The following is a 19,353-nucleotide window of genomic DNA, read 5'->3' on the forward strand; positions in this document are numbered from 1 at the left end:
GTCAGGTAGCCGAGTCAGGAAGACATGAAAACATTACTGCGCCTTTTGAAGAATTTCTGGTTTCTCCTGCTGCTGCTGTGGCTGGCGAGCCTGTTGACCTGCTGGTTGGTCGCCCCGTTGCTGCCATGGCTGCAACAGCACCTGCCCGAAGCACTGGCAATCATCAGCGCCTGCTTCCTGCTGGTGATCGTGCTGCGCCAATACCAGCGCATTCGCGCCGAGCACAACCTGGAGAACCTGCTGCAGATCGAGGTTGATCGCTCGTGGAATGCCACTGGCGAGTTCCGTGACCAGCAGGTGCTGCGCGAACGCCTCAAGCATGCCATTGCCATGTTGCGCACCGACCGCTCCGCTGGAGGCGGTGGCAAGGCGGCACTGTCCGACCTGCCCTGGTACCTGGTGGTTGGCATGTCGGCAGCCGGCAAGACCTCGCTGCTGACCCATTCCGGCCTGTCGGCCAGCATTGCCACGGCCAACGACAGCGAAAGCGGCACCCAGCACTGCGACTGGTACTTCAGCCCCGACGCGGTAATGATCGACACCGCCGGCCGCTATTTGCGTGATGACCAGTCGGCCAGCGAGTTCTCGGCCTTCCTGCGCATGCTGCGCAAGCAGCGCGGCAAGGCGGCGATCAATGGCCTGGTAATGGTGGTCAGCCTGCCCGAGCTGCTGGCGGCCAACAGCGACGAACGCAATGCCCTGGCGGCCCAGCTGGTGGCGCGGGTGGAAGAGTACGCCGAGTGCCTTGACGCCAACCCGCCGGTCTACCTGATGCTGAGCAAGACCGACCAGTTGCCGGGCTTCAGCCAGGCGTTCGACGGCCTCGACCTGCATGAACGCCAGCAACCGCTGGGCATGACCTTCGGCCTGTCGGAAATCCGCAACAACGGCCTGCACGCCGTACTGCAGACGCGCCTGGGCAACCTGCAGAATCACATTCGCCAGCATGTCGACGCGCAGGTGATCGCCCTCGGTGCCGAAGCCGACAGCACCCTGCTGAACTTCCCGCAATACTTCGCCGCACTCAGCGGTGTCCTCGAGCAGTTCCTGGAGCACTTCACCCGCGGCCATCGCGGCGGTGCCCCGCTGCTGCTGCGCGGCCTGTACTTCACCAGCGCCCTGCAGACCGGGCAGCAGCTGGGCCAGGTATACGAAGACGTCATCGCCGACGAATTCGCCCTGCAAGCCGCCTACGATGAGCACGCCGAGAGCGTCGGCAAGGCCGCGGGCAACCGCAGCTACTTCATCACCGACACCTTCCGCCAGGTGATCTTCCCCGATCGTGACCTGACCCTGTACCAGTCGCGCCTGGGCCGCCAGGCTGCGTTCAGCCCGCTGCTGCTGGGCCTGGCCGCCGCGACCGGGTTGCTGTTCATCGGTTGGCAGGCACTGTCGTTCACCAATAACCGCCAATGGCTGGACAGCCTGCGCGGGCAGCTGGCGCAGATCGAGCAGGCAGAAGACCGCGAGCAGCAGCTGGCCGCAGGCAAGGGCCTGGAAGTGCTGCGCGAACAAATGGCCCGCGTCGAAACCCATCGCCTGCAGGGTGTACCCCTGCAGTTGGGGGGTGGCCTGTACCATGGCGAAGCCATCCACCAGGTGACTCGCACCGCCTACCTGGCGCAACTGCGCAGCCAGGCGCTGGAGCCGATCGCACGCAGCCTGCAAGTGCAGATGCGGGCCTTCAACACCTTTGCCAACGGTATCAACCAGGAGCTGGAATTCACCCCGGCCCCGACACCGAAAAAACGCAACGGCAAGCCGCTGGCCCCGGCCATTGCAGCCAAGGCCCAGGCTGCGCTGGGCAACAGCCGCGCCGGTGCCTATGCCGCCAAGGTCAACCTGGCCACCGCCAGCGATGCCGCCGAGCTGTCTGCCACCACCGGTGGCCTGTCACTGTCCGAAGAAATGCTCGGGCGCCTCGACGAACAGCAGGTGGCCTCGATCATCGATGCCTACAACACCCTCAAGCTGTACCTGTTGCTGACCGAGCCCCAAGGCCATCCGGACCCGGCCTTCGTCGCTGCCAACCTGCCCCAGGCCTGGGCCAGCGCCGCCACCGAAGGCACTCCGGCCGACGCAGCCGTGATCGCAGAAAATGCCCCGCTTTACGTACAGTTGCTGGAACAAGGCCAGGCGCCGTCGTTGCCGCGTAACGAACAGCTGATCAACGAAACCCGGCAGAATCTCAAGTCGTTCATGATCTCCAGCTCGCTGGTCGATCGCGAGTACCTGCGCCTGCAACTCGAGTCGAGCCGCCAGTTCCCGGCACTGAGCCTGAACGACCTGGTGCCGCAACCGGGCCGCGCGTTGCTGTATGGCTCTGCTGGCGTACCGGCAATCTATACCCGCCAGGGCTGGGACACCTTCGTCAAGCCGGAACTGATCAAGCTGGTGTCGGGCAACCTGCGCAACGAATCGGACTGGGTGCTGGACGGTGAAGGTGGCGATGCCATCGTGCAAAAGGCCAACTTCGTGCGCGAGTTCATGACCCGCTACAAACGCGACTACACCCAGGCCTGGTACAAGATGGTCAGCAGCGTGGGGGTACGCCACTTCGCCGACCTGGCCTCGGCCACCCAGCAGCTGGGGCTGCTCAGCGATGTGCAGAACTCGCCGGTAAAGAACCTGCTAGCGGCGGTCAATGACAACACCCAGTGGGACCTGCCGGTCAAGCACGCCATCCCGGCCCCCGGTAGTACCCGCGATGACGGCTTCTGGAGCAAGGTCTCCGGCCTGCTCGACACCAAGGACGCCCTGCCCGCCAACGTCGCCCCGACCCTGCCGGCGGTGGACGACGGCAGCCTGGCCAAGCGCTTCGAACCGGTGGCGCGGGTATTCGCCGAAAACAACGCCGAAGGTGCCGACAGCACCATCATGGACCGCTACCTGGCCGCCTTGCGCAAGCTCAAGGTACGCATGAACAACATCCAGCGTTCGCAGGATGTGGGCAAGAGCAGCAAGCAGCTGATCAGCGAGACCCTGGAAGGCCAGCCGAGCGAGATCACCACCGTGCGCAACTACGTGGAGAGCAGCGTCGACACCAGCCAGGACGGCCTGTCGCGCTCGCTGCAGGGGCTGTTCAGCCTGCCTATCCAGTATGCCTGGGCGACCCTGCGCGACCCGGCCGGCCAGCAAATCGCCAAGGCCTGGGCGCAGCAGATCGCCAAACCTTGGGAACAGGTCATGGCGCACCGCTACCCGATTGCCGGCAGCAGCCGCAACGAGGCGTCGGTAAAGGACCTGCAGCGCTTCGTCGACCCCGACAGTGGCCTGCTGCCGGCCTTCAAGCGCAACGAAATCGGCAACCTGGCCGGGGGTGAAGGCCTGGGTGTGGGCGACGGCAAGGCACCGGCGCTGGTCAACCCAGGCATGCTCAACAGCATCGACAAGGCCAGCTCCGTGGGCCAGGTGATCGCCAGCCTGTCGGACCGTGACAACGGCTTCGAAATCATGCTGGAACCTTCTGCCAACTTCACCGACATCGTGTTCACCCTCGATGGCCAGGAACAGCACTACCGCAACGGCCGCAGTAGCTGGAACCGCTTCGCCTGGCCGGGCACCAGCAACGCTCCGGGTGCCCGCCTGGATGTGGTCACCCTCAGTGGCGCGCGGGTCACTGTGTTCGACTTCCCCGGGCGCTGGGGCCTGCTGCGCATGAACGAAAGCGCCCGAGTCGAGGACCTGGACGGCATTCAGCAACGCTTCAGCTGGAACACCGCCAGCGGCCGCGTGAGCCTTGTAGTGCGTAACTTCGGTGGGGTGAAACTGACCGACCTGGGTGATGTCAAGGCGCTGAGCGCCCTCAACGACAGGGGCGCCCAATGATCGGTTGCTTCGGCAAGCTGCCGTCGAGCGCAGACTTCGTCAGCCTGCATGGCGCGGCGGAAGAAGTCTGCGAGTTCGACGCTTGGCTGCAGTCTGCGCTGGCGGCCATGCGCCACCGCGAAGACTGGCAGGCATTGTTCGACGCACTGCCGATGTGCTTCTTCAATTACCGCGCGAGCAACGGCAACTGGCTGCTGGGTGGCCTGCTCAGCTCGCGGGATGCCAGCCAGCGACGCTACCCGTTCTTCATCTTCCAGTTGCTCAAGGGCGAGGGAGCCACGATGCTGGTGAACCCGTTCACCCTCGGCGAGCTTTTCAGCGCGCAGATCAAGCCGATGCTGCACCAGGCGGTGCAGGGTGCTGACTGCGCCAGCCTGTTCGAACGCATCAAGGCCCTGCGGCCGCTGCAGGCCCAGGACCTCGACCTGTTCCGCCAGGTGCACGCCAAATTCCTCAAGGATTTCAGCTTGGCCGATGTCGCCCGCGCCCTGCTGCGCTCCTGGCCGGACTTCAAAAGTGACAAGGCGCTTGCGCTGCTGCAGTCAAGCCGAGCCGTGCTGCACAACGATTTCGCCGGTGGCATCGAGCTGCCCTTGCCGGCCGAACGCGGGCTGAAAAACCCTACCGCCGACCTCTGGCTGACCTGGCTGACCCGCATGAGCCGGCAGCCCGGCGTGCCGGCGGTGAGCCTGCTGGCCGACGACTTCATGAAACCACGGCTGTACTGCCTACCGTCGCGCCACGCCAACTGTGCCTACCGCCTGCTCAGTGGTTGCGCCGAAGCAGGTCAGCATCTGGAGCCGCTCGACCCGCTGACGGTAGCGCCACGGCTGCACGATTACGACCGATCTCTTGAACATGTCATCGGCCAATTCGTCGATGCGCTGGATGCGACGCCTGTATGAACAAGATCAAGTACTACTGCCTGCGCTACCAACCCTACCTGCTGGGAGTGGCGTTCTTCCTGGCGATCTTCCTGGTCTGGGCCATCGGCTGCGCCCTGGGCTTTGCCTCGCTGCATAGCCTGCTGGCCGGTATCGGCGTGTTTCTGCTGCTGTCGGCGGGCTATGTACTGCTGCTGTACCGCGGCGCCGGCCAGCACCACAACCTCGAAGGGTTGCTGCGCGACGATGCCGACCAGGCGGTACTCAATGCCACCCCCGCCGATCGCGAAGAAGTAAGCCTGCTGCGCGAACGCCTGCTGCAGAGCATCGAGCGCCTGCGCAGCAACACGCCTCGCGGCACCTCGGCCAAGGACGCGCTGTACGCCCTGCCCTGGTACCTGGTGATCGGCCAGCCGGCCGCCGGCAAGAGCACGATGATCCTGCAGTCGGGCCTGAACTTCCCCTATGCCGAACGCGAAGGCGCACGGGTTGCGGGGCTTGGCGGCACGCGCAACTGCGACTGGTTCTTCAGCTCCGAAGCCGTGCTGCTGGATACCGCCGGGCGCTACATGAACAGCCCCGAAGAAGCCGGCAAGTGGCGCGGCTTCCTGCAGCTGTTGGGCCAGCATCGCCAACGCCGCCCTCTCAACGGCTTGATCGTCAGCGTCAGCATCGCCGACATCCTGCATGGCTCGGCCGAGGACCAGGACCGCGTGGCCAAGCGCCTGCGTGAACGGATCCAGGAAAGCTGCGCGCTGCTGGAAGTGCGCCTGCCGATCTACCTGGTGTTCACCAAGTGCGACCTGATCCCCGGCTTCACCCCGTTCTATCGCCAGCTGGACGACGCCGCGCGTGGAGAGGTGATGGGCAAGACCTTCTCGCACAAGGGTTACGAACAGGCCGACTGGGGCCAGCGTTTCGGCAAGGCGATGGACGAGCTGACCGGTTACTGGCAGCAGGTGGCGAACCAGCAACTGGTGCAGCAAGACATTCAGGTGACCCGGCAGAACAATGCGGCCTATCGCTTCCCGCTGGAGCTGGCCGCACTCAAGCCGCGCCTGCAACAATTCGTCGACAGCCTGCTGCGCGCCAACCCGTACCAGAACGCCGAAATGCTGCGCGGTTTCTATTTCACTGCCGCACTGCAGGCCGACGAAGCCCTGTGGGGCAGCCACGGCCAGCATGTGGCCGAACGCTTCGCCCTCGAACATGCCGAAGGCACCGCCACTGCCGTCAGCCAGCCGGCGCCGCTGTTCATCAACAGCCTGTTCCGCAAGGTGATCATCCCCGACCAGCACCTGGTGGCGCTGTACACCAGCAACACGCGGGAGCGCCGGCGCAAGGCGGGCTGGGTTGCCGCCACCGGCCTGGCAGCCCTGGTGCTGTGCAGCCTGTGGGGCTGGTCGTACCTGAACAACCGCGCCACCCTGGCCAGCATCGCCGGCGAACTGGCCCAGGCCAAGGCCGACGACCAGGCTGCCCGCGGCCAGTACGCCGCCTGGCATAGCCTTGACCGCTTGCGCTTCTGGGCCGAGCACTACTATCGGCAGCACCGCGAACAGGGCGTGCCGCTGGGCATGCGCCTGGGCCTGTACCAGGGCCACGAGGTCGAGCCGCTGCTGCGCAGCCGTTACTTCGCCACGCTGCAGAACGTGATGCTCAAGCCCACGGCAGACAACCTGACCCGCACCCTGTACCTGCTGACGACGATCAAGGTGTACCAGCGCAACACCCGCGAACTGCAGCCTGTGAGCGGCGTGGACAGCGTCGAGGCCGAGGCGCTGCCACATGACAACCGCGCGCAGTCGATCGCCGACTTCGGCAAGGCGGCGCTGGATACCTACGTGATGCTCTCGCCGGCCCGACGCGAAAACGCCGACCCGGCGTTTCTCAAGGCGCACCTGCCCGACTACTGGTACCCGGCCATCGCTCGCCATACCGGCAAGAGCATGGCCGCGGCCGCCAGCGAGGCCGGCGGCAACCAGGACTACCTGTACGCCAGCCGCCAGATCACCTTCTACAGCGACCAGATTCGTGAGCCGGATGTGCCGCGTATCCTCGACAACGCCTTCCTGATGTCCAGTTCGCGCAATTACATCGACAGCCTGCGCGCCCAGTCGCTGCGTTCGATCGAGACCATCACGCTGGAGTCCGACACCCTGTTCGCCTTCGGCCGCGCAGACTTCCAGAGCCTGAAGAGCGAAGGCCAGAGCCAGCTGAGCGCGATTGCCAGCAAACTGCTGAACACGCCCAACATCGGCAAGATCATCATTTCCGGCCACGCCGACCAGCTCGGCGACAGCCAAGGCAACCTGCAGGTTTCGAAACAGCGGGCGCAGACCATTCGCACCTACCTGGTCGGCAAGGGCGTACCTGCCGAACTGGTGGTCGCCCAGGGCGAAGGCAGCCGCAAGCCGCTGGTCAACTGCGACCTGCAGCAACCGCGGGCGCAACTGATCAAGTGCCTGGAGCCCAACCGCCGGGTGGAAATCGAAGTACGCGGGCTCAACTGAAGCCCGCTGCAAGAACCGGCTACCCGGGCCTCACAGGAGGAGGCCCGGGTAGCGGAAAGCTACCTCTGCCGACAGGTTCGGCGAGGTCAAAACCAAGGGGCGCATGAGCAACCCTTTTAATGTTGTTAATGGAGAGTTTCACAATGGCATTTGACGCGTATATCCAAATCGACGGTATCCCGGGCGAAGTACTGGATGACAAGCACAAGGACTGGATCGAAGTGCTGGGCTACGAGTACGGCGCCACCCAGGCCACCTCGGCTACTGCCAGCTCCTCGGGCGGTGCATCTTCCGAGCGTGTTGCGCTGAGCGACTTCAAGATCCGCAAGGCAGTGGACAAGGCTTCGGCCAAGCTGTTCGAACACTGCTGCACCGGCAAGCACATCGCCAAGCTGAAGCTGAACGTGAACCGTGCCGGTGGTGACAAGGTCACGTACCTGACCATCGACATGGAAGAAGTCGTGGTCTCCTCGGTGCGCTTCATCGCCGGTGGCAACCAGAACGGTGAAGACAAGGCTGTGAGCGACCTGCCGGTCGAAGAAATCAGCTTCAACTTCGCCCGCATCAAGACCACCTACACCCAGCAGAACCGCACCGACGGCCAGGCTGGCGGCAACATCGTCGGCGGCTGGGACCGCACCGCGAACAAAGTGTTTGCCTGATAACCTGCGTACCCGGGGGCCGCTACGGCGGCCCACATCCCACAGCGTGCCAGGTGACCTGGCACGCTGTTCATCTGCCATGACCAGAGTGTTTTATGCCTGAAATCCTCAATGACCTTTCGCTGGCAACGCTGACCGCACCCATCGAGGGTGGCAGTGGCGAAGACTTGAGCTTCTCTGCCTTGTTCGACCAGATCAAGGAGGCGCGCCGGGCAGACCCTGACTACCTGACCCAGGGCGACTGGCAAACTGACCTGAAGACCGCCGACTGGGAGCAGGTGGTCAACCTGTCAGCCCAAGGGCTGGCGCAGCAAAGCAAGGACCTGATGCTGGTAGCCTGGCTCAGCGAAGGGTTGGCCCAGCGTGAACATTTCGAAGGCATCACCTTTGGCCTTCGGCTGACCGAACAGGTACTGGAAGCATTCTGGGACACGCTGTACCCAACACTCGAAGATGGCCTGGACGAACGCGCTGCGCGGCTGTCCTGGCTGAAGACCACGCTCACCGACATTGCCGGTGGCTTGCCCATTACCCAAGGGCAGAATTTTGGCGTGTTGCGCTATGACGAATCACGCTACGTAGAAAACCTTGCCTTGCAGAACCCCAAGGCAATGCAGACCGCGCTGAACGAAGGCAAGATCAACGCCGAAATCTTCCAGCGCTCGGTGGCGCTCAGCGACACCGAACACCTGCGCACCAAGGCCCTGCAGATCGCCGCCAGCCTGGAGGCCTGCAAAGCCCTGCAAGCCAGTGCCGACCGCCTGTTCGGCCATGAGGCGCCCAGCTTTGCCAGCCTTGCCGACATGCTGTCGCGCGCCAGCCAGCTGGCTGAAAAACTGCTCAAGGACCGCGGTGTCGAACTGCACCCCGCCACTGTGGCAGCGGCAGAACCCGAAGCCACTGTTGCCCCCACCAGCGAAGCAGGTGAACCGATGAACACACCCGTCCAGGCCACCACGCCTGCGCCGATGCGCACGACGCCACTGACCCGCGACGAAGCCTTCACCATGCTTGCGGGTATCGCCCAGTTCTTCAAGCAGAGCGAACCGCAAAGCCCGGTGCCTTACCTGATCGAACGCGCCATCAAGTGGGGCAACATGCCGCTGGAAGGCTGGCTGAGCGATGTGATCAAGGACAGCAACGTGGTGGACAACATTCGCGACGTGCTGGGCACCCGCGAGCCAAGATCCTGATGCTGTATCGGCTACACCGGCCTCTTCGCGGGTAAACCCGCTCCCACCCAGGTTGTACGCGGTCCCTTTGGGAGCGGGTTTACCCGCGAAGAGGCCGGTACAGCCACCACAAATACTGCTAACGTGAGTGCTCTCAACCGCCAAGGACCGCTCAGATGCCGCCACGTTCACCCGCCCCCACCGGCTTCATTCGCGTTCGTGGCGCCCGCGAGCACAACCTGAAGAACATCGATGTGGATATCCCTCGCGACGCGCTGGTGGTATTCACGGGGGTGTCCGGCTCGGGCAAGTCCTCGCTGGCCTTCTCCACCCTCTACGCCGAAGCCCAGCGCCGCTACTTCGAATCGGTGGCGCCCTATGCCCGGCGCCTGATCGATCAGGTCGGCGTGCCGGACGTCGACGCCATCGAAGGCTTGCCGCCGGCCGTGGCCCTGCAGCAGCAACGCGGCACGCCGAGTGCACGTTCCTCGGTGGGCAGCGTGACTACCCTGTCCAGTTCGATCCGCATGCTCTACTCCCGCGCCGGCAGCTACCCGGCCGGGCAACCGATGTTGCATGCCGAGGACTTCTCGCCCAACACCCCGCAAGGTGCCTGCCCGGAGTGCCATGGGCTGGGGCGGGTCTATGAAGTGAGTGAAGCGACCATGGTCCCCGACCCGTCGCTGACCATCCGCGAACGGGCCGTAGCGGCCTGGCCGATGGCCTGGCAGGGGCAGAACCTGCGGGACATTCTGGTGACCCTGGGCTATGACGTCGATACCCCTTGGCGCGACCTGCCCCAGCAGCAACGCGACTGGATTCTCTACACCGAAGAAACACCCACGGTGCCGGTGTATGCCGGCCTGACCCCGGCGCAGACCCGCGCTGCGCTCAAGCGCATGCTCGAGCCGAGTTACCAGGGCACCTTCAGCGGTGCCCGGCGCTACGTGCTGCACACCTTCATGCACTCGCAGAGCGCGCAGATGCGCAAGCGTGTGTCGCAGTACATGCGCCCCAGCCCATGCTCGCAGTGCCAGGGCAAGCGCCTCAAGCGTGAGGCGCTGGACGTAACCTTCGCCGGCTGCGACATAGGCGAGCTGTCGCGGTTGTCGTTGCAGGCGCTGGCCGAGGTGTTCCGTCAGGTTGCTGCGCCAGGTTATCTGGAGCAGCACGACGGCAACCTGACCCTGGAAAAACGCCTCGCCGCGCAACGCATCGCCAACGAACTGCTCGAACGCATCGGCCCCCTGCTCGACCTGGGCCTGGGCTACCTGGCCCTGGAGCGCAGCACCCCTACCCTTTCCTCTGGGGAGCTGCAACGCCTGCGCCTGGCCACCCAGCTGAACTCGCAATTGTTCGGTGTGATCTACGTGCTGGACGAGCCGTCGGCCGGCTTGCACCCGGCCGACAGCGAAGCCCTGTTCCAAGCGCTGCAGCGCCTGAAGCAGGCTGGCAATTCGGTGTATGTGGTGGAGCACGACCTGGATACCATGCGTCGCGCCGACTGGCTGGTGGATGTAGGGCCTGCCGCTGGCGAGCATGGCGGCACCATTCTCTACAGCGGGCCGCCCGCCGGCCTGGCCCGGGTCGAGCAGTCATGCACCCGGGCCTACCTGTTCAGTACATCGGCCCAGGCCACGCGCACACCACGCCAGGCCCGCGACTGGCTGAGGCTCGAAGGCATCAGCCGCAACAACCTGCACGACCTCAGTGCCGCATTCCCGCTGGGTTGCTTTACCGCCGTCACCGGTATTTCCGGCTCGGGCAAGTCGAGCCTGGTCAGCCAGGCTCTGCTGGAGCTGGTGGGGGCGCACCTGGGCCATGCCGACCTGCGCAGCGAGCCTGAGGAGCAGAGCCTGGAAGATGAACCCGAACAGGCCAGCGGCGGGTTTGTCAGCGCCGGCCTTGGCAGCATCAAGCGCCTGGTGCAGGTCGACCAGAAACCGATCGGCCGCACGCCTCGTTCCAACCTGGCCACCTACACCGGCCTGTTCGACCATGTACGCAAGCTGTTCGCTGCCACCGAACAGGCCAAGGCACAAGGCTTCGATGCCGGGCGTTTCTCCTTCAACGTTGCCAAGGGGCGCTGCGAGAACTGCGAGGGCGAAGGCTTCGTCAGTGTCGAGTTGCTGTTCATGCCCAGCGTCTATGCGCCCTGCCCGACCTGCCATGGCGCTCGCTACAACCCGGAAACCCTGGCGGTGAGCTGGCAAGGCATGAACATCGCGCAGGTGCTGCAATTGACCGTCGACCAGGCCCTGCAAGTGTTCGCCGAGCAGCCAGCGGCGCGCCGCTGCCTGCAGGTGCTGCAGGACATCGGCCTGGGCTATTTGCGCCTGGGGCAGCCGGCCACCGAACTGTCCGGCGGCGAGGCGCAGCGCATCAAGCTGGCCACCGAGCTTCAGCGCATGGCCCGCGGGGCGACGCTGTATGTACTTGACGAACCTACCAACGGCTTGCATCCGCAAGACATCGACCGGCTGCTGGTGCAGCTCAACCGCCTGGTCGATGGCGGGCACAGCGTGGTGGTGGTCGAGCATGACATGCGGGTGGTCGCGCAGAGCGACTGGGTGATCGACATCGGGCCTGGGGCCGGGGATGCCGGGGGCCAGGTGGTGGTCAGCGGCACGCCACAGGTGGTGGCCGGGTGTGCTGAAAGCCGCACTGCGGCGTTTCTGGCCAAGGCCTTGTAGCGCCTGCACCGGCCTCTTCGCGGGTAAACCCGCTCCTACAGGTACTTACACAGCTTGCAAGATCTGTGGTGACCCTGTGGGAGCGGGTTTACCCGCGAAGAGGCCAGCGAAGCACATGCAGAGATGCCGTCTTGCCATGATTGCGCCGCTCTAGCCCGTAGGTTCTAATCGCGCACGACCCGTTTGCCTTTGTCACTCAAGGAAGTGTCACCATGTACAGGAAGATCGTGCCGCTGGCGCTGTTGGCAACCCTGGCCGGTTGCTCGAACAGCGAGGAAACCAGCGAGGCCAGTTTCCAGAAGGCCGCCCAGGCCTACCTCGATACCCAGTACCCACACTGCTTCGTCATCAGTTCATTCCCCACCAGAACCCAGGACTTCGACGTCCATGGCACCAACAAGGCGTTGCATGCCCTGGCCCAGGTAGGTGTGGTCAGCGAAAAGGAGATCTCGCGCACCGAGGTGCCCGCCCGCCTGTGGCAAGCGGCACGCACGGACATCTACTACGCCTATGACCTCACCGACGAAGGCCGCAAGTATTACAAGGCAGATAACGGGCTGTGCTTCGGCAAGGCTCAGGTCACCGCCATCGAGCAGTTCAGTGAGCCGAGCGAGGTGACCGGGCAGAAGATGTCGAATGTGACCTATGCCTACAAGATCACCGGGTTACCGGCTTGGGCCGGGGATGACGGGGTCAAGGCCAGCATTGCCGAACTGGGCAAGGCGGTGGCCAGCAATGAAGCACCGCTCAAGGAAACCCGGGCGATGGTGCTGACCAGCCAGGGGTGGCGGTTGCAGGAGAAATAGCCGTTTGCCGTGCCGGCCTCTTCGCGGGTAAACCCGCTCCCACAGGTCCATCACAGGCCTTGAGACCTGCGCAGTACCTGTGGGAGCGGGTTTACCCGCGAAAGGGCCGGTACAGACTTACATCCACCAGGCCAGCACCACCGGCAACCAGGCAAACGACAGCACCGTGGAACACATCACCAGGTTCGCCACCTGCTCCGGCTCGCGGTTGGCGCGCACCGCCATCAGGTAATTGAACACCGCCACCGGCATCGCCGACTGCACCACCAGCACCGCACGCTCCAGGTTGCCCATGCCCAGCGCCGCACCTACCGCCCAGCCCACGGCTGCCCCCAGGCCAATGCGCAAGCCGCCCAGCAGCATGCCGCTGCCCACATGGCGCAGGCGAATGCTGGCCAGCGACACGCCCAGTGTCAGCAACATCAGCGGGATGGTCATGCCGCCCAGCAGGTCTGCGGTATTGGCCAGCCAGCGCGGCAACTCGAAATCGAGAAAGATGATCGGCATGGCACCGGCCAGGCTGATCACGATAGGGTTGCGCAGCAGTGCCTTGAACGAAGCCGCAGTACCGGAAATGGCCATGCCGAGGGTGAACTGGACGATCGACAGTGTCAGGAAGAACGCCACGGCCAGGGCCAGCCCGTGTTCGCCAAAGGCATAAAGGCTGATCGGCAGGCCCATGTTACCGGTGTTGGGGAACATGAACGCCGGCAACAGCACACGCCAGTGCATGCCCGAAGCGCGGCACACCAGCAAGCCGGCCAGGGCCATGCCCAAGGTGCACAGCAGGCAGGCCATGGCCATGCTGGTGAAAGCGTTCGGGTCCAGCTCGGTGCGGCTTAGCGTGGACAGCACCAGCGACGGGGTGCCGACGGTCATCACCACCCGGGCGATGAATTCGGTGGGGTAGTCCAGGCCCTTGCGGGCCCAGGCATAGCCGATGCCGGCGACGATGAAAACCGGGGCCAGGACGGCGAACAGCGAAGCGAACATGGGGGGCCTTCCTTGGGGGTGGGCCCCGCATTATGCCGCAGTCTTCGGGATTGCCGGGGCTGCTTTGCGGCCCCGGGATGTCCGCCCAAGACGCATTCGTGTCGCCCACAGGCTGCGGCGTCTCGTCGCACACCCAAGCCCCTTGGGCAAAACCGCGCAAGCCCGTAGAATCGCGCTTCCTTTTCGCCCGTCGCCTTGAACGGTGGCAACCGGCAACGTCGCATCCAGCCCAGGCACATCCGTGCAGCCACTCGGCCCCGTTCGGGTCGAGCCGGTGTGCGCGTCCGAAAAGGCGCTCATTCCGCTCATCCAACTAGAGGTACCTATGTCTCCGCGTTTGCTGGCCATGGCGCTGGCGCCCCTGCTCGGGCTGTTCATCATTGCCCTGGGCAACGGCTTCATGTCTTCCCTTACCACCCTGCGCCTGGGCGCTGCCGGCGAATCAGCCACCACCATCGGTGTGGTCTCCTCGACCTACTTCATCGGCCTGACCCTGGGTGCCATCTTCAACGACCGGCTGATCCTGCGCATCGGCCATATCCGCGCCTACACCAGCTTCGCCTCGCTGATCGCCGTGACCATCCTGCTGCAAGGCCTGTTCTACGACGTCACCTGGTGGTCGGTGCTGCGCCTGATCAACGGCTGGGCGGCAGTGGGCGTGTTCCTGGTGATCGAAAGCTGGCTGCTGCTGGCCGGTGACGCCAAGATCCGCGGCCGCTTGCTGGCGCTGTACATGATCGCCTTCTACGGCGCCGGGGTCATCGCCCAGGCCGGCCTTGGCGAAATCACCCAGATGGGTGACACCGCACCGTTCATGCTGGCCGGCGTGCTCGCCGCCCTGTCGGTACTGCCCATCGTGATCCTGCCGCGGGTGTCGCCACTGCTGGACCAGGTCGAACCGCTCAAGCCGCGCCAGTTGCTGGGCGTTGCGCCGTCGGGCCTGGTCGGCTGCTTCGGTTCGGGTGTGGCCATTGCCGGCATCTATGCCCTGCTGCCGCTGTACCTGCAGCGCATCGGCCTGGATGTGGGCGAGGTCGGCAACATGATGGCCTGGGTAATTCTGGGTGCCATGCTGCTGCAATACCCGGTCGGGCGCTGGTCTGACCGCAAGGACCGCCAGGATGTGCTGATCGCCCTGGCCGGGCTGTGCGTGCTGCTGTCGCTGGTGACGGTGTTCCTGCCGCCTGACTCGATCCTGCTTCCGGCCATGCTGTTCCTGCTGGGCGGTGGCGTGTTCACCCTTTACCCGGTGGCGGTCAGCCATGCGGCCGACCGCGCGCCATCGGATGCACTGGTGCCGATGATCCAGGGCCTGCTGCTGATCAACTCGCTGGGTTCGGCCATGGCGCCGGTGGCGATTTCGCCGATGATGACCGAGTTTGGCGAGGCCGGGTTGTTCTGGGCCTTTGCCGTGGTCAACCTGGCCATGGTGTGCTTCTTCATGTGGCGCCGAGGCAAGCGCCCGGCGGCAGAACACCCGGCTCCGTTCACCGCTTCGACCACCTTCTCGCCGACCGGTGCCGAGCTGCGGGTGACAGAAGACCTGATGCACGCGGCGCAGGAGCACCCACCGCTGGAGCCGGTGGAGAGTGCTGCGCCAGCGCAGGCGCAGCGTTCAGAATCGCATTGACTCCGGGGGCTGCCCTGCAGCCCTTTCGCGACACAAGGCCGCTCCCACAGAAACCCCACCTGCTGAAGGAATGCGCCATACCTGTGGGAGCCGCGCAGGTTTGTGGACCTGGCTTTAGCCATTCACCAGGTTGGCCGGGCGCTCACCAGCCAGGGCACTGAGCAGGTTGTCCACCGCACAGCGCGCCATGGCCTGGCGGGTTTCCTCGGTCGCCGAGCCGATATGCGGGGTCGCCACCACGTTGTCCAGCTGCAACAACGGCGACTGCGCCGACAGCGGCTCCTGCACGAACACGTCCAGGCCGGCGCCGCGTATGCGCCGGGCACGCAACGCTTCGATAAGCGCTGGCTCATCCACCACGCGCCCGCGGGAAATGTTCACCAGGATTGCCTGGGGCTTCATCAGCGCCAGCTCCCGCGCGCCGATCAGGCCTTCGGTGCTGGCACTCAGCGGTACGGTCAGGCAAACGAAATCCGCCTGCTGCAACAGCTCATCCAGGCTGCATTGACGCGCAGCATGGCGCGCCTCCACCTCTGGCTTGGCACGCTGACTGTGATACAGCACACGCATGCCAAAACCGGCCGCGGCGCGCCGGGCCAGGGCCTCGCCGATGCGGCCCATGCCGACGATGCCCAGCGTCTTACCGTGCACATCACTGCCGAAATGCGCCGGGCCGAGGTTGGCCTGCCAGTTCCCGTCTCGCACCCAGTTCGCCAGCTCCACCACCCGCCTGGCGGTGGCCAGGATCAAGGCGAAGCCCGTGTCGGCGGTGGTTTCGGTCAGCACGTCGGGCGTGTTGGTCAACATCACGCCACGCCGGCTGAGTTCGGCGATGTCGTAGTTGTCGACACCGACCGAAACGCTGGACACCACTTCAAGCTGTGGCGCCAGGTCGAGCAGGCTGGCGTCCAGGCGCAGGCTGGCTCCCAGCAGCCCGTGCGCCCCCGGCAAGGCATCGCGCAGACGGGCCAGGCCATCGGGCTGGGAGGTATCCACCCAGGTCACCTCGACGCGCTCTTGCAGGCGTGCCATCAAGTCGTCGGACAGGCGTTTGTACAGGACGATTCGCTTCTTCATTGCACAGGTTCCTAATGGTTCATGGCCAGACGCGAGTTGCCGCGCTTGGCCCGGCCGGATGTCTGGGAAGTATTGAGTGCGGCGGTAAGCGCCACTGCGGCCAGCAGCGCACCGCACATGAACAGGTAGGAGGCACCAGGCCCGCCGGTGACGCCATTGAGGTAACCCACCAGCCACGAACCGCCGAACGAGCCCAGCGCGCCCATGCTGTTGATCAGTGCCATGGCACCACCGGCGACGTTGGCCGGCAGGATCTCGGGCACGATCGCGAAGAACGGGCCATAGGGTGCGTACATGCAGGCGCCGGCGACCACCAGCAACGCGTACGACAGCCAGAAGTGCTCGCTGCCCAGGGCGTAAGAGCCATAGAACGCAACGGCGGCGATCAGCAGTGGCGGCCAGACGAAACGCTTGCGCTTCTGCAGGCGGTCGGACGCCCACGACACACCCACCATGCCCAGCACCGCCGCCAGGTAAGGTACCGACGACAGCCAGCCGGCCTGCACGATGTCGAGGTTGGCCGCTTGCTTGAGGATCGACGGCAACCACAGCACGAAGCCATACACACCGATGCTCCAGCAGAAGTACTGCAGCGAAAGGATGATCACCTGCGGCGAGCGGAACGCCTCGCGGTAGTTCTTCACCGGTTTGATACCTTGCTGCTCGGCAGCCAGCGCCTGCTCAAGGGCGGCCTTTTCCTGCGCGCTCAGCCAGTTCACCTGGGCCGGGCGGTCATCCACCAGGCGCCACCAGAAGAACGCCCAGATGACGGCGGGCAGGCCTTCGATGATGAACATCCAGCGCCAGTCGTAATGCTTGACCAGGTAGCCCGACACCACCGACATCCACAGGATGGTCACCGGGTTGCCGAGGATCAGGAAGGTATTGGCGCGCGAACGCTCGGCGCGGGTGAACCAGTGGCACAGGTACACCAGCATGGCCGGCATCACCGCCGCCTCCACCACCCCGAGCAGGAAGCGGATGGCGATCAGCATGTAGACGTTGCTGACCACGCCCGTGAGCGTGGCAAGGCCGCCCCAGAGGATCAGGCAGACAAAGATCAGCTTCTTCACACTGCGCTTTTCGGCGTAGATGGCGCCAGGCACCTGGAAGAAGAAGTAACCAAGGAAGAACAGTGCCCCCAGCAGCGAAGACAGTGCGGGGGTGATATGCAGGTCTTCAGCCATGCCGGAAGCGGCGGCGAACCCGTAGTTGGCACGGTCCAGGTACGCCAGGCTATACGTGAAGAACACGATCGGGATGATGTACCACCAGCGGCGAGGTGCCAGGCTTTGGCTTTGCATGGTTCGTTTCTCCTGAGCTTGTTGTTTTTGTTGCAACAGGTGTTTCGGGGTCAAGTGTTCAGGCGCTTCTGCGCAGGTCGTGGGCTTGCAGCTCATGGCGCAGCGGCAGCCCTTCCATGTCGCCACGCGACTGCACGGCGCGGCTGCCGCACCAGTTGCCACGCGCCACTGCCTCGGCTACCGGGTGGCCCTCCAGCAGCGCACTGAGCACGCCGACGGCAAAGGCATCGCCGGCGCCAACGGTGTCTACCACCTGGCTGACAGGCACTGGCGCCACCTGGCCTTCGCCCTTGGCGGTGCGGAAGTAGGCACCGGCGTCGCCCAGCTTGATCACCACCAGTTCCACCCCTTGGTCGAGGTAGAAAGCGGCGATGTCTGCCGGGGTGTGCTGCCCGGTCAGCAGGCGGCCCTCTTCCAGGCCTGGCAGCACCCAGTCGGCCTTGGCCGCCAGGGCATTGACTTCGCGCACCATGCTGCTTTGGTCAGGCCACAGCGAGGGGCGCAGGTTGGGGTCGAACGAGATGCTGCGCCCGGCGGCACGCATGGCATCCATCAATGCATGCGACAGCGCCCGGCAGCCCTCCGACAGCGCCGGCGGGATGCCGGTGGCGTGCAAGTGGCGAGCCTGCAGAGAGCCCGGGCGCAGCAACGCCGGCGACAGCCGGCTGGCCGCCGAGCCACGGCGGAAGTACTCCACCGCCGGGTCGCTGCCGTCGTCGCAGCGGGCCTTGAGCTGGAAGCCGGTGGGGTAGCTGGCATCCACCTCGACGCCGGAGCAGTCCAGCCCTTCGCGGCGCAGGCTGTCGAGCACGAAACGGCCCAGCGAATCGTCGCCCACCCGGCTCAGCCAGCGGACCTTGAAGCCCAGCCGCGCCAGGCCGATGGCCACGTTGCTGTCGGCGCCGGCAATGCGCTTGCCGAACTGGCCGACACTGGCCAGGTCGCCGGCCTGCTCGGCGACGAACATGGCCATGGTCTCGCCGAAACACAACACGTCATGCTCATGCATGGCTCAGCTCCTCACTCGATACGCCCTGCCCCAGCGCCGCCAGGTCGCGCACCTGGGCACGGGTCAGCGCCAGCAGATCGTCGCTCAACAGCGGGTACTCGACAGCGCGTACCACGCCAGGGGTGAACTCGGCCATCAGCTCGGCCCACTCCTGCAGGTCCGATGCCTCTGGCGGTACGGCAACCAGGCGCCCATCGGCCCGGCGCTGCACGGCCTTGCAGTGCACATAGCGCACCCAGCGGCCCAGCTGGCGTGCGGCATGTCGGGCAGGCTCGCCCTGCCACTGCCAGTTACCGATGTCGAAGGTCATGCCCAGGGTCAGCCCGAGCTCGTCGGCGCGCTGGAAAAACTGCTGCAGGGGTTCGATCCGTCCACCTTGCGCGGTCTGGTCGTTCTCCACCAGCAGCAATGGCCCATGCGCCGGCAACAGCGTCGCCAAGGCCGCGACGTCACAGCCCGCATGGTAGTGGCCCAGGGAAACCTTGAGCACGACCGCGCCAAGGGCGCGGGCGGTTTCCAGCTTTTGCGCCAATTGCGGGTCAGGCACGCCTTGTGCTGTCCACAGCTCCAGGGGCGAGGAATACAGGCACTCCAGGCGCAGCGCGGCAATGGCTGCAGCCAGCGCTGCAGTGTCCGGCGCACAAGTGAACAGTTCTTCGCGCAGCTCCACGCGGGTAACGCCGGCGGCAGCCAGCAGGTCAAGGAATTGCTCCTGGCCACGCTGCCGGACAAAGTCGGCACCGTAGCTGGAGAGGCTGATGGAAACGGGGTTCGAGTGCATT

Annotated in this window: 13 protein-coding genes; 8 read left to right on the plus strand and 5 right to left on the minus strand. The window is 65.0% G+C overall.

All coding sequences use genetic code 11. The features are described 5' to 3' along the window. Window positions 1-24 precede the first annotated feature (24 nt). From WM94_RS26870 to WM94_RS26900, 7 genes are all read left to right on the plus strand, one after another. Complete coding sequence (locus WM94_RS26870; protein WP_061552525.1) at window positions 25-3,828, plus strand: type VI secretion protein IcmF/TssM N-terminal domain-containing protein; 3,804 nt, start codon at window positions 25-27, stop codon at window positions 3,826-3,828. Continuing rightward, window positions 3,825-4,733 (plus strand): type VI secretion system-associated protein TagF, encoded by a 909-nt coding sequence (gene tagF, locus WM94_RS26875; protein ID WP_061552526.1) that lies wholly within the window; start codon window positions 3,825-3,827, stop codon window positions 4,731-4,733. The genes WM94_RS26870 and tagF overlap by 4 nt, the downstream gene beginning before the upstream one ends. Next, complete coding sequence (gene tssM, locus WM94_RS26880) at window positions 4,730-7,225, plus strand: type VI secretion system membrane subunit TssM (protein WP_061552527.1); 2,496 nt, start codon at window positions 4,730-4,732, stop codon at window positions 7,223-7,225. Before tagF ends, tssM begins: the two co-directional genes overlap by 4 nt. Before the next feature lie 143 nt (window positions 7,226-7,368). Then, window positions 7,369-7,887 (plus strand): type VI secretion system tube protein Hcp, encoded by a 519-nt coding sequence (locus tag WM94_RS26885; RefSeq protein WP_039613679.1) that lies wholly within the window; start codon window positions 7,369-7,371, stop codon window positions 7,885-7,887. A gap of 95 nt (window positions 7,888-7,982) precedes the next feature. After that, window positions 7,983-9,080 (plus strand): type VI secretion system protein TssA, encoded by a 1,098-nt coding sequence (tssA, locus tag WM94_RS26890; RefSeq protein ID WP_003260519.1) that lies wholly within the window; start codon window positions 7,983-7,985, stop codon window positions 9,078-9,080. Window positions 9,081-9,235: 155 nt separating this feature from the next. Beyond that, window positions 9,236-11,752: an excinuclease ABC subunit UvrA gene (uvrA, locus tag WM94_RS26895; RefSeq protein WP_061552528.1), complete on the plus strand. Its 2,517-nt coding sequence runs from the start codon at window positions 9,236-9,238 to the stop codon at window positions 11,750-11,752. A gap of 212 nt (window positions 11,753-11,964) precedes the next feature. Beyond that, window positions 11,965-12,558, plus strand: coding sequence for a hypothetical protein (locus WM94_RS26900; RefSeq protein ID WP_061552529.1), 594 nt, complete (start codon window positions 11,965-11,967; stop codon window positions 12,556-12,558). A gap of 117 nt (window positions 12,559-12,675) precedes the next feature. Here the strand turns inward: WM94_RS26900 and WM94_RS26905 are convergent, their stop codons facing one another. Then, a complete protein-coding gene (locus tag WM94_RS26905) occupies window positions 12,676-13,551 on the minus strand; it encodes an AEC family transporter (protein WP_013972763.1) in 876 nt (291 codons plus the stop codon). A gap of 325 nt (window positions 13,552-13,876) precedes the next feature. Between WM94_RS26905 and WM94_RS26910 the strand changes: the two genes are divergently transcribed. Next, complete coding sequence (locus WM94_RS26910; protein WP_015270504.1) at window positions 13,877-15,181, plus strand: MFS transporter; 1,305 nt, start codon at window positions 13,877-13,879, stop codon at window positions 15,179-15,181. 114 nt (window positions 15,182-15,295) lie between these two features. On the opposite strand, the gene WM94_RS26915 is transcribed toward WM94_RS26910, so the two are convergent. From WM94_RS26915 to WM94_RS26930, 4 genes are read right to left on the minus strand one after another with little or no spacing between them, the layout of a single operon-like run. Continuing rightward, on the minus strand, window positions 15,296-16,258 hold the full coding sequence (locus WM94_RS26915) for a D-glycerate dehydrogenase (RefSeq protein ID WP_061552530.1): 963 nt from the start codon (window positions 16,256-16,258) through the stop codon (window positions 15,296-15,298). A gap of 11 nt (window positions 16,259-16,269) precedes the next feature. Next, the gene (locus tag WM94_RS26920) at window positions 16,270-17,562 is read right to left on the minus strand and encodes an MFS transporter (RefSeq protein ID WP_039613684.1); all 1,293 of its coding nucleotides are present in this window, start codon (window positions 17,560-17,562) and stop codon (window positions 16,270-16,272) included. 58 nt (window positions 17,563-17,620) lie between these two features. Continuing rightward, a complete protein-coding gene (locus tag WM94_RS26925; protein ID WP_061552531.1) occupies window positions 17,621-18,571 on the minus strand; it encodes a sugar kinase in 951 nt (316 codons plus the stop codon). Then, window positions 18,564-19,352 carry a TIM barrel protein gene (locus WM94_RS26930; RefSeq protein WP_061552532.1) on the minus strand — a complete coding sequence of 263 codons (789 nt, stop codon included), beginning with the start codon at window positions 19,350-19,352 and terminating at the stop codon, window positions 18,564-18,566. The genes WM94_RS26925 and WM94_RS26930 overlap by 8 nt, the downstream gene beginning before the upstream one ends. Between the last annotated feature and the right edge of the window lies 1 nt (window position 19,353).

The sequence above is a fragment of the Pseudomonas sp. ABFPK genome, assembly GCF_001586765.1.
Classification (GTDB): Bacteria; Pseudomonadota; Gammaproteobacteria; order Pseudomonadales; family Pseudomonadaceae; genus Aquipseudomonas; species Aquipseudomonas asiatica.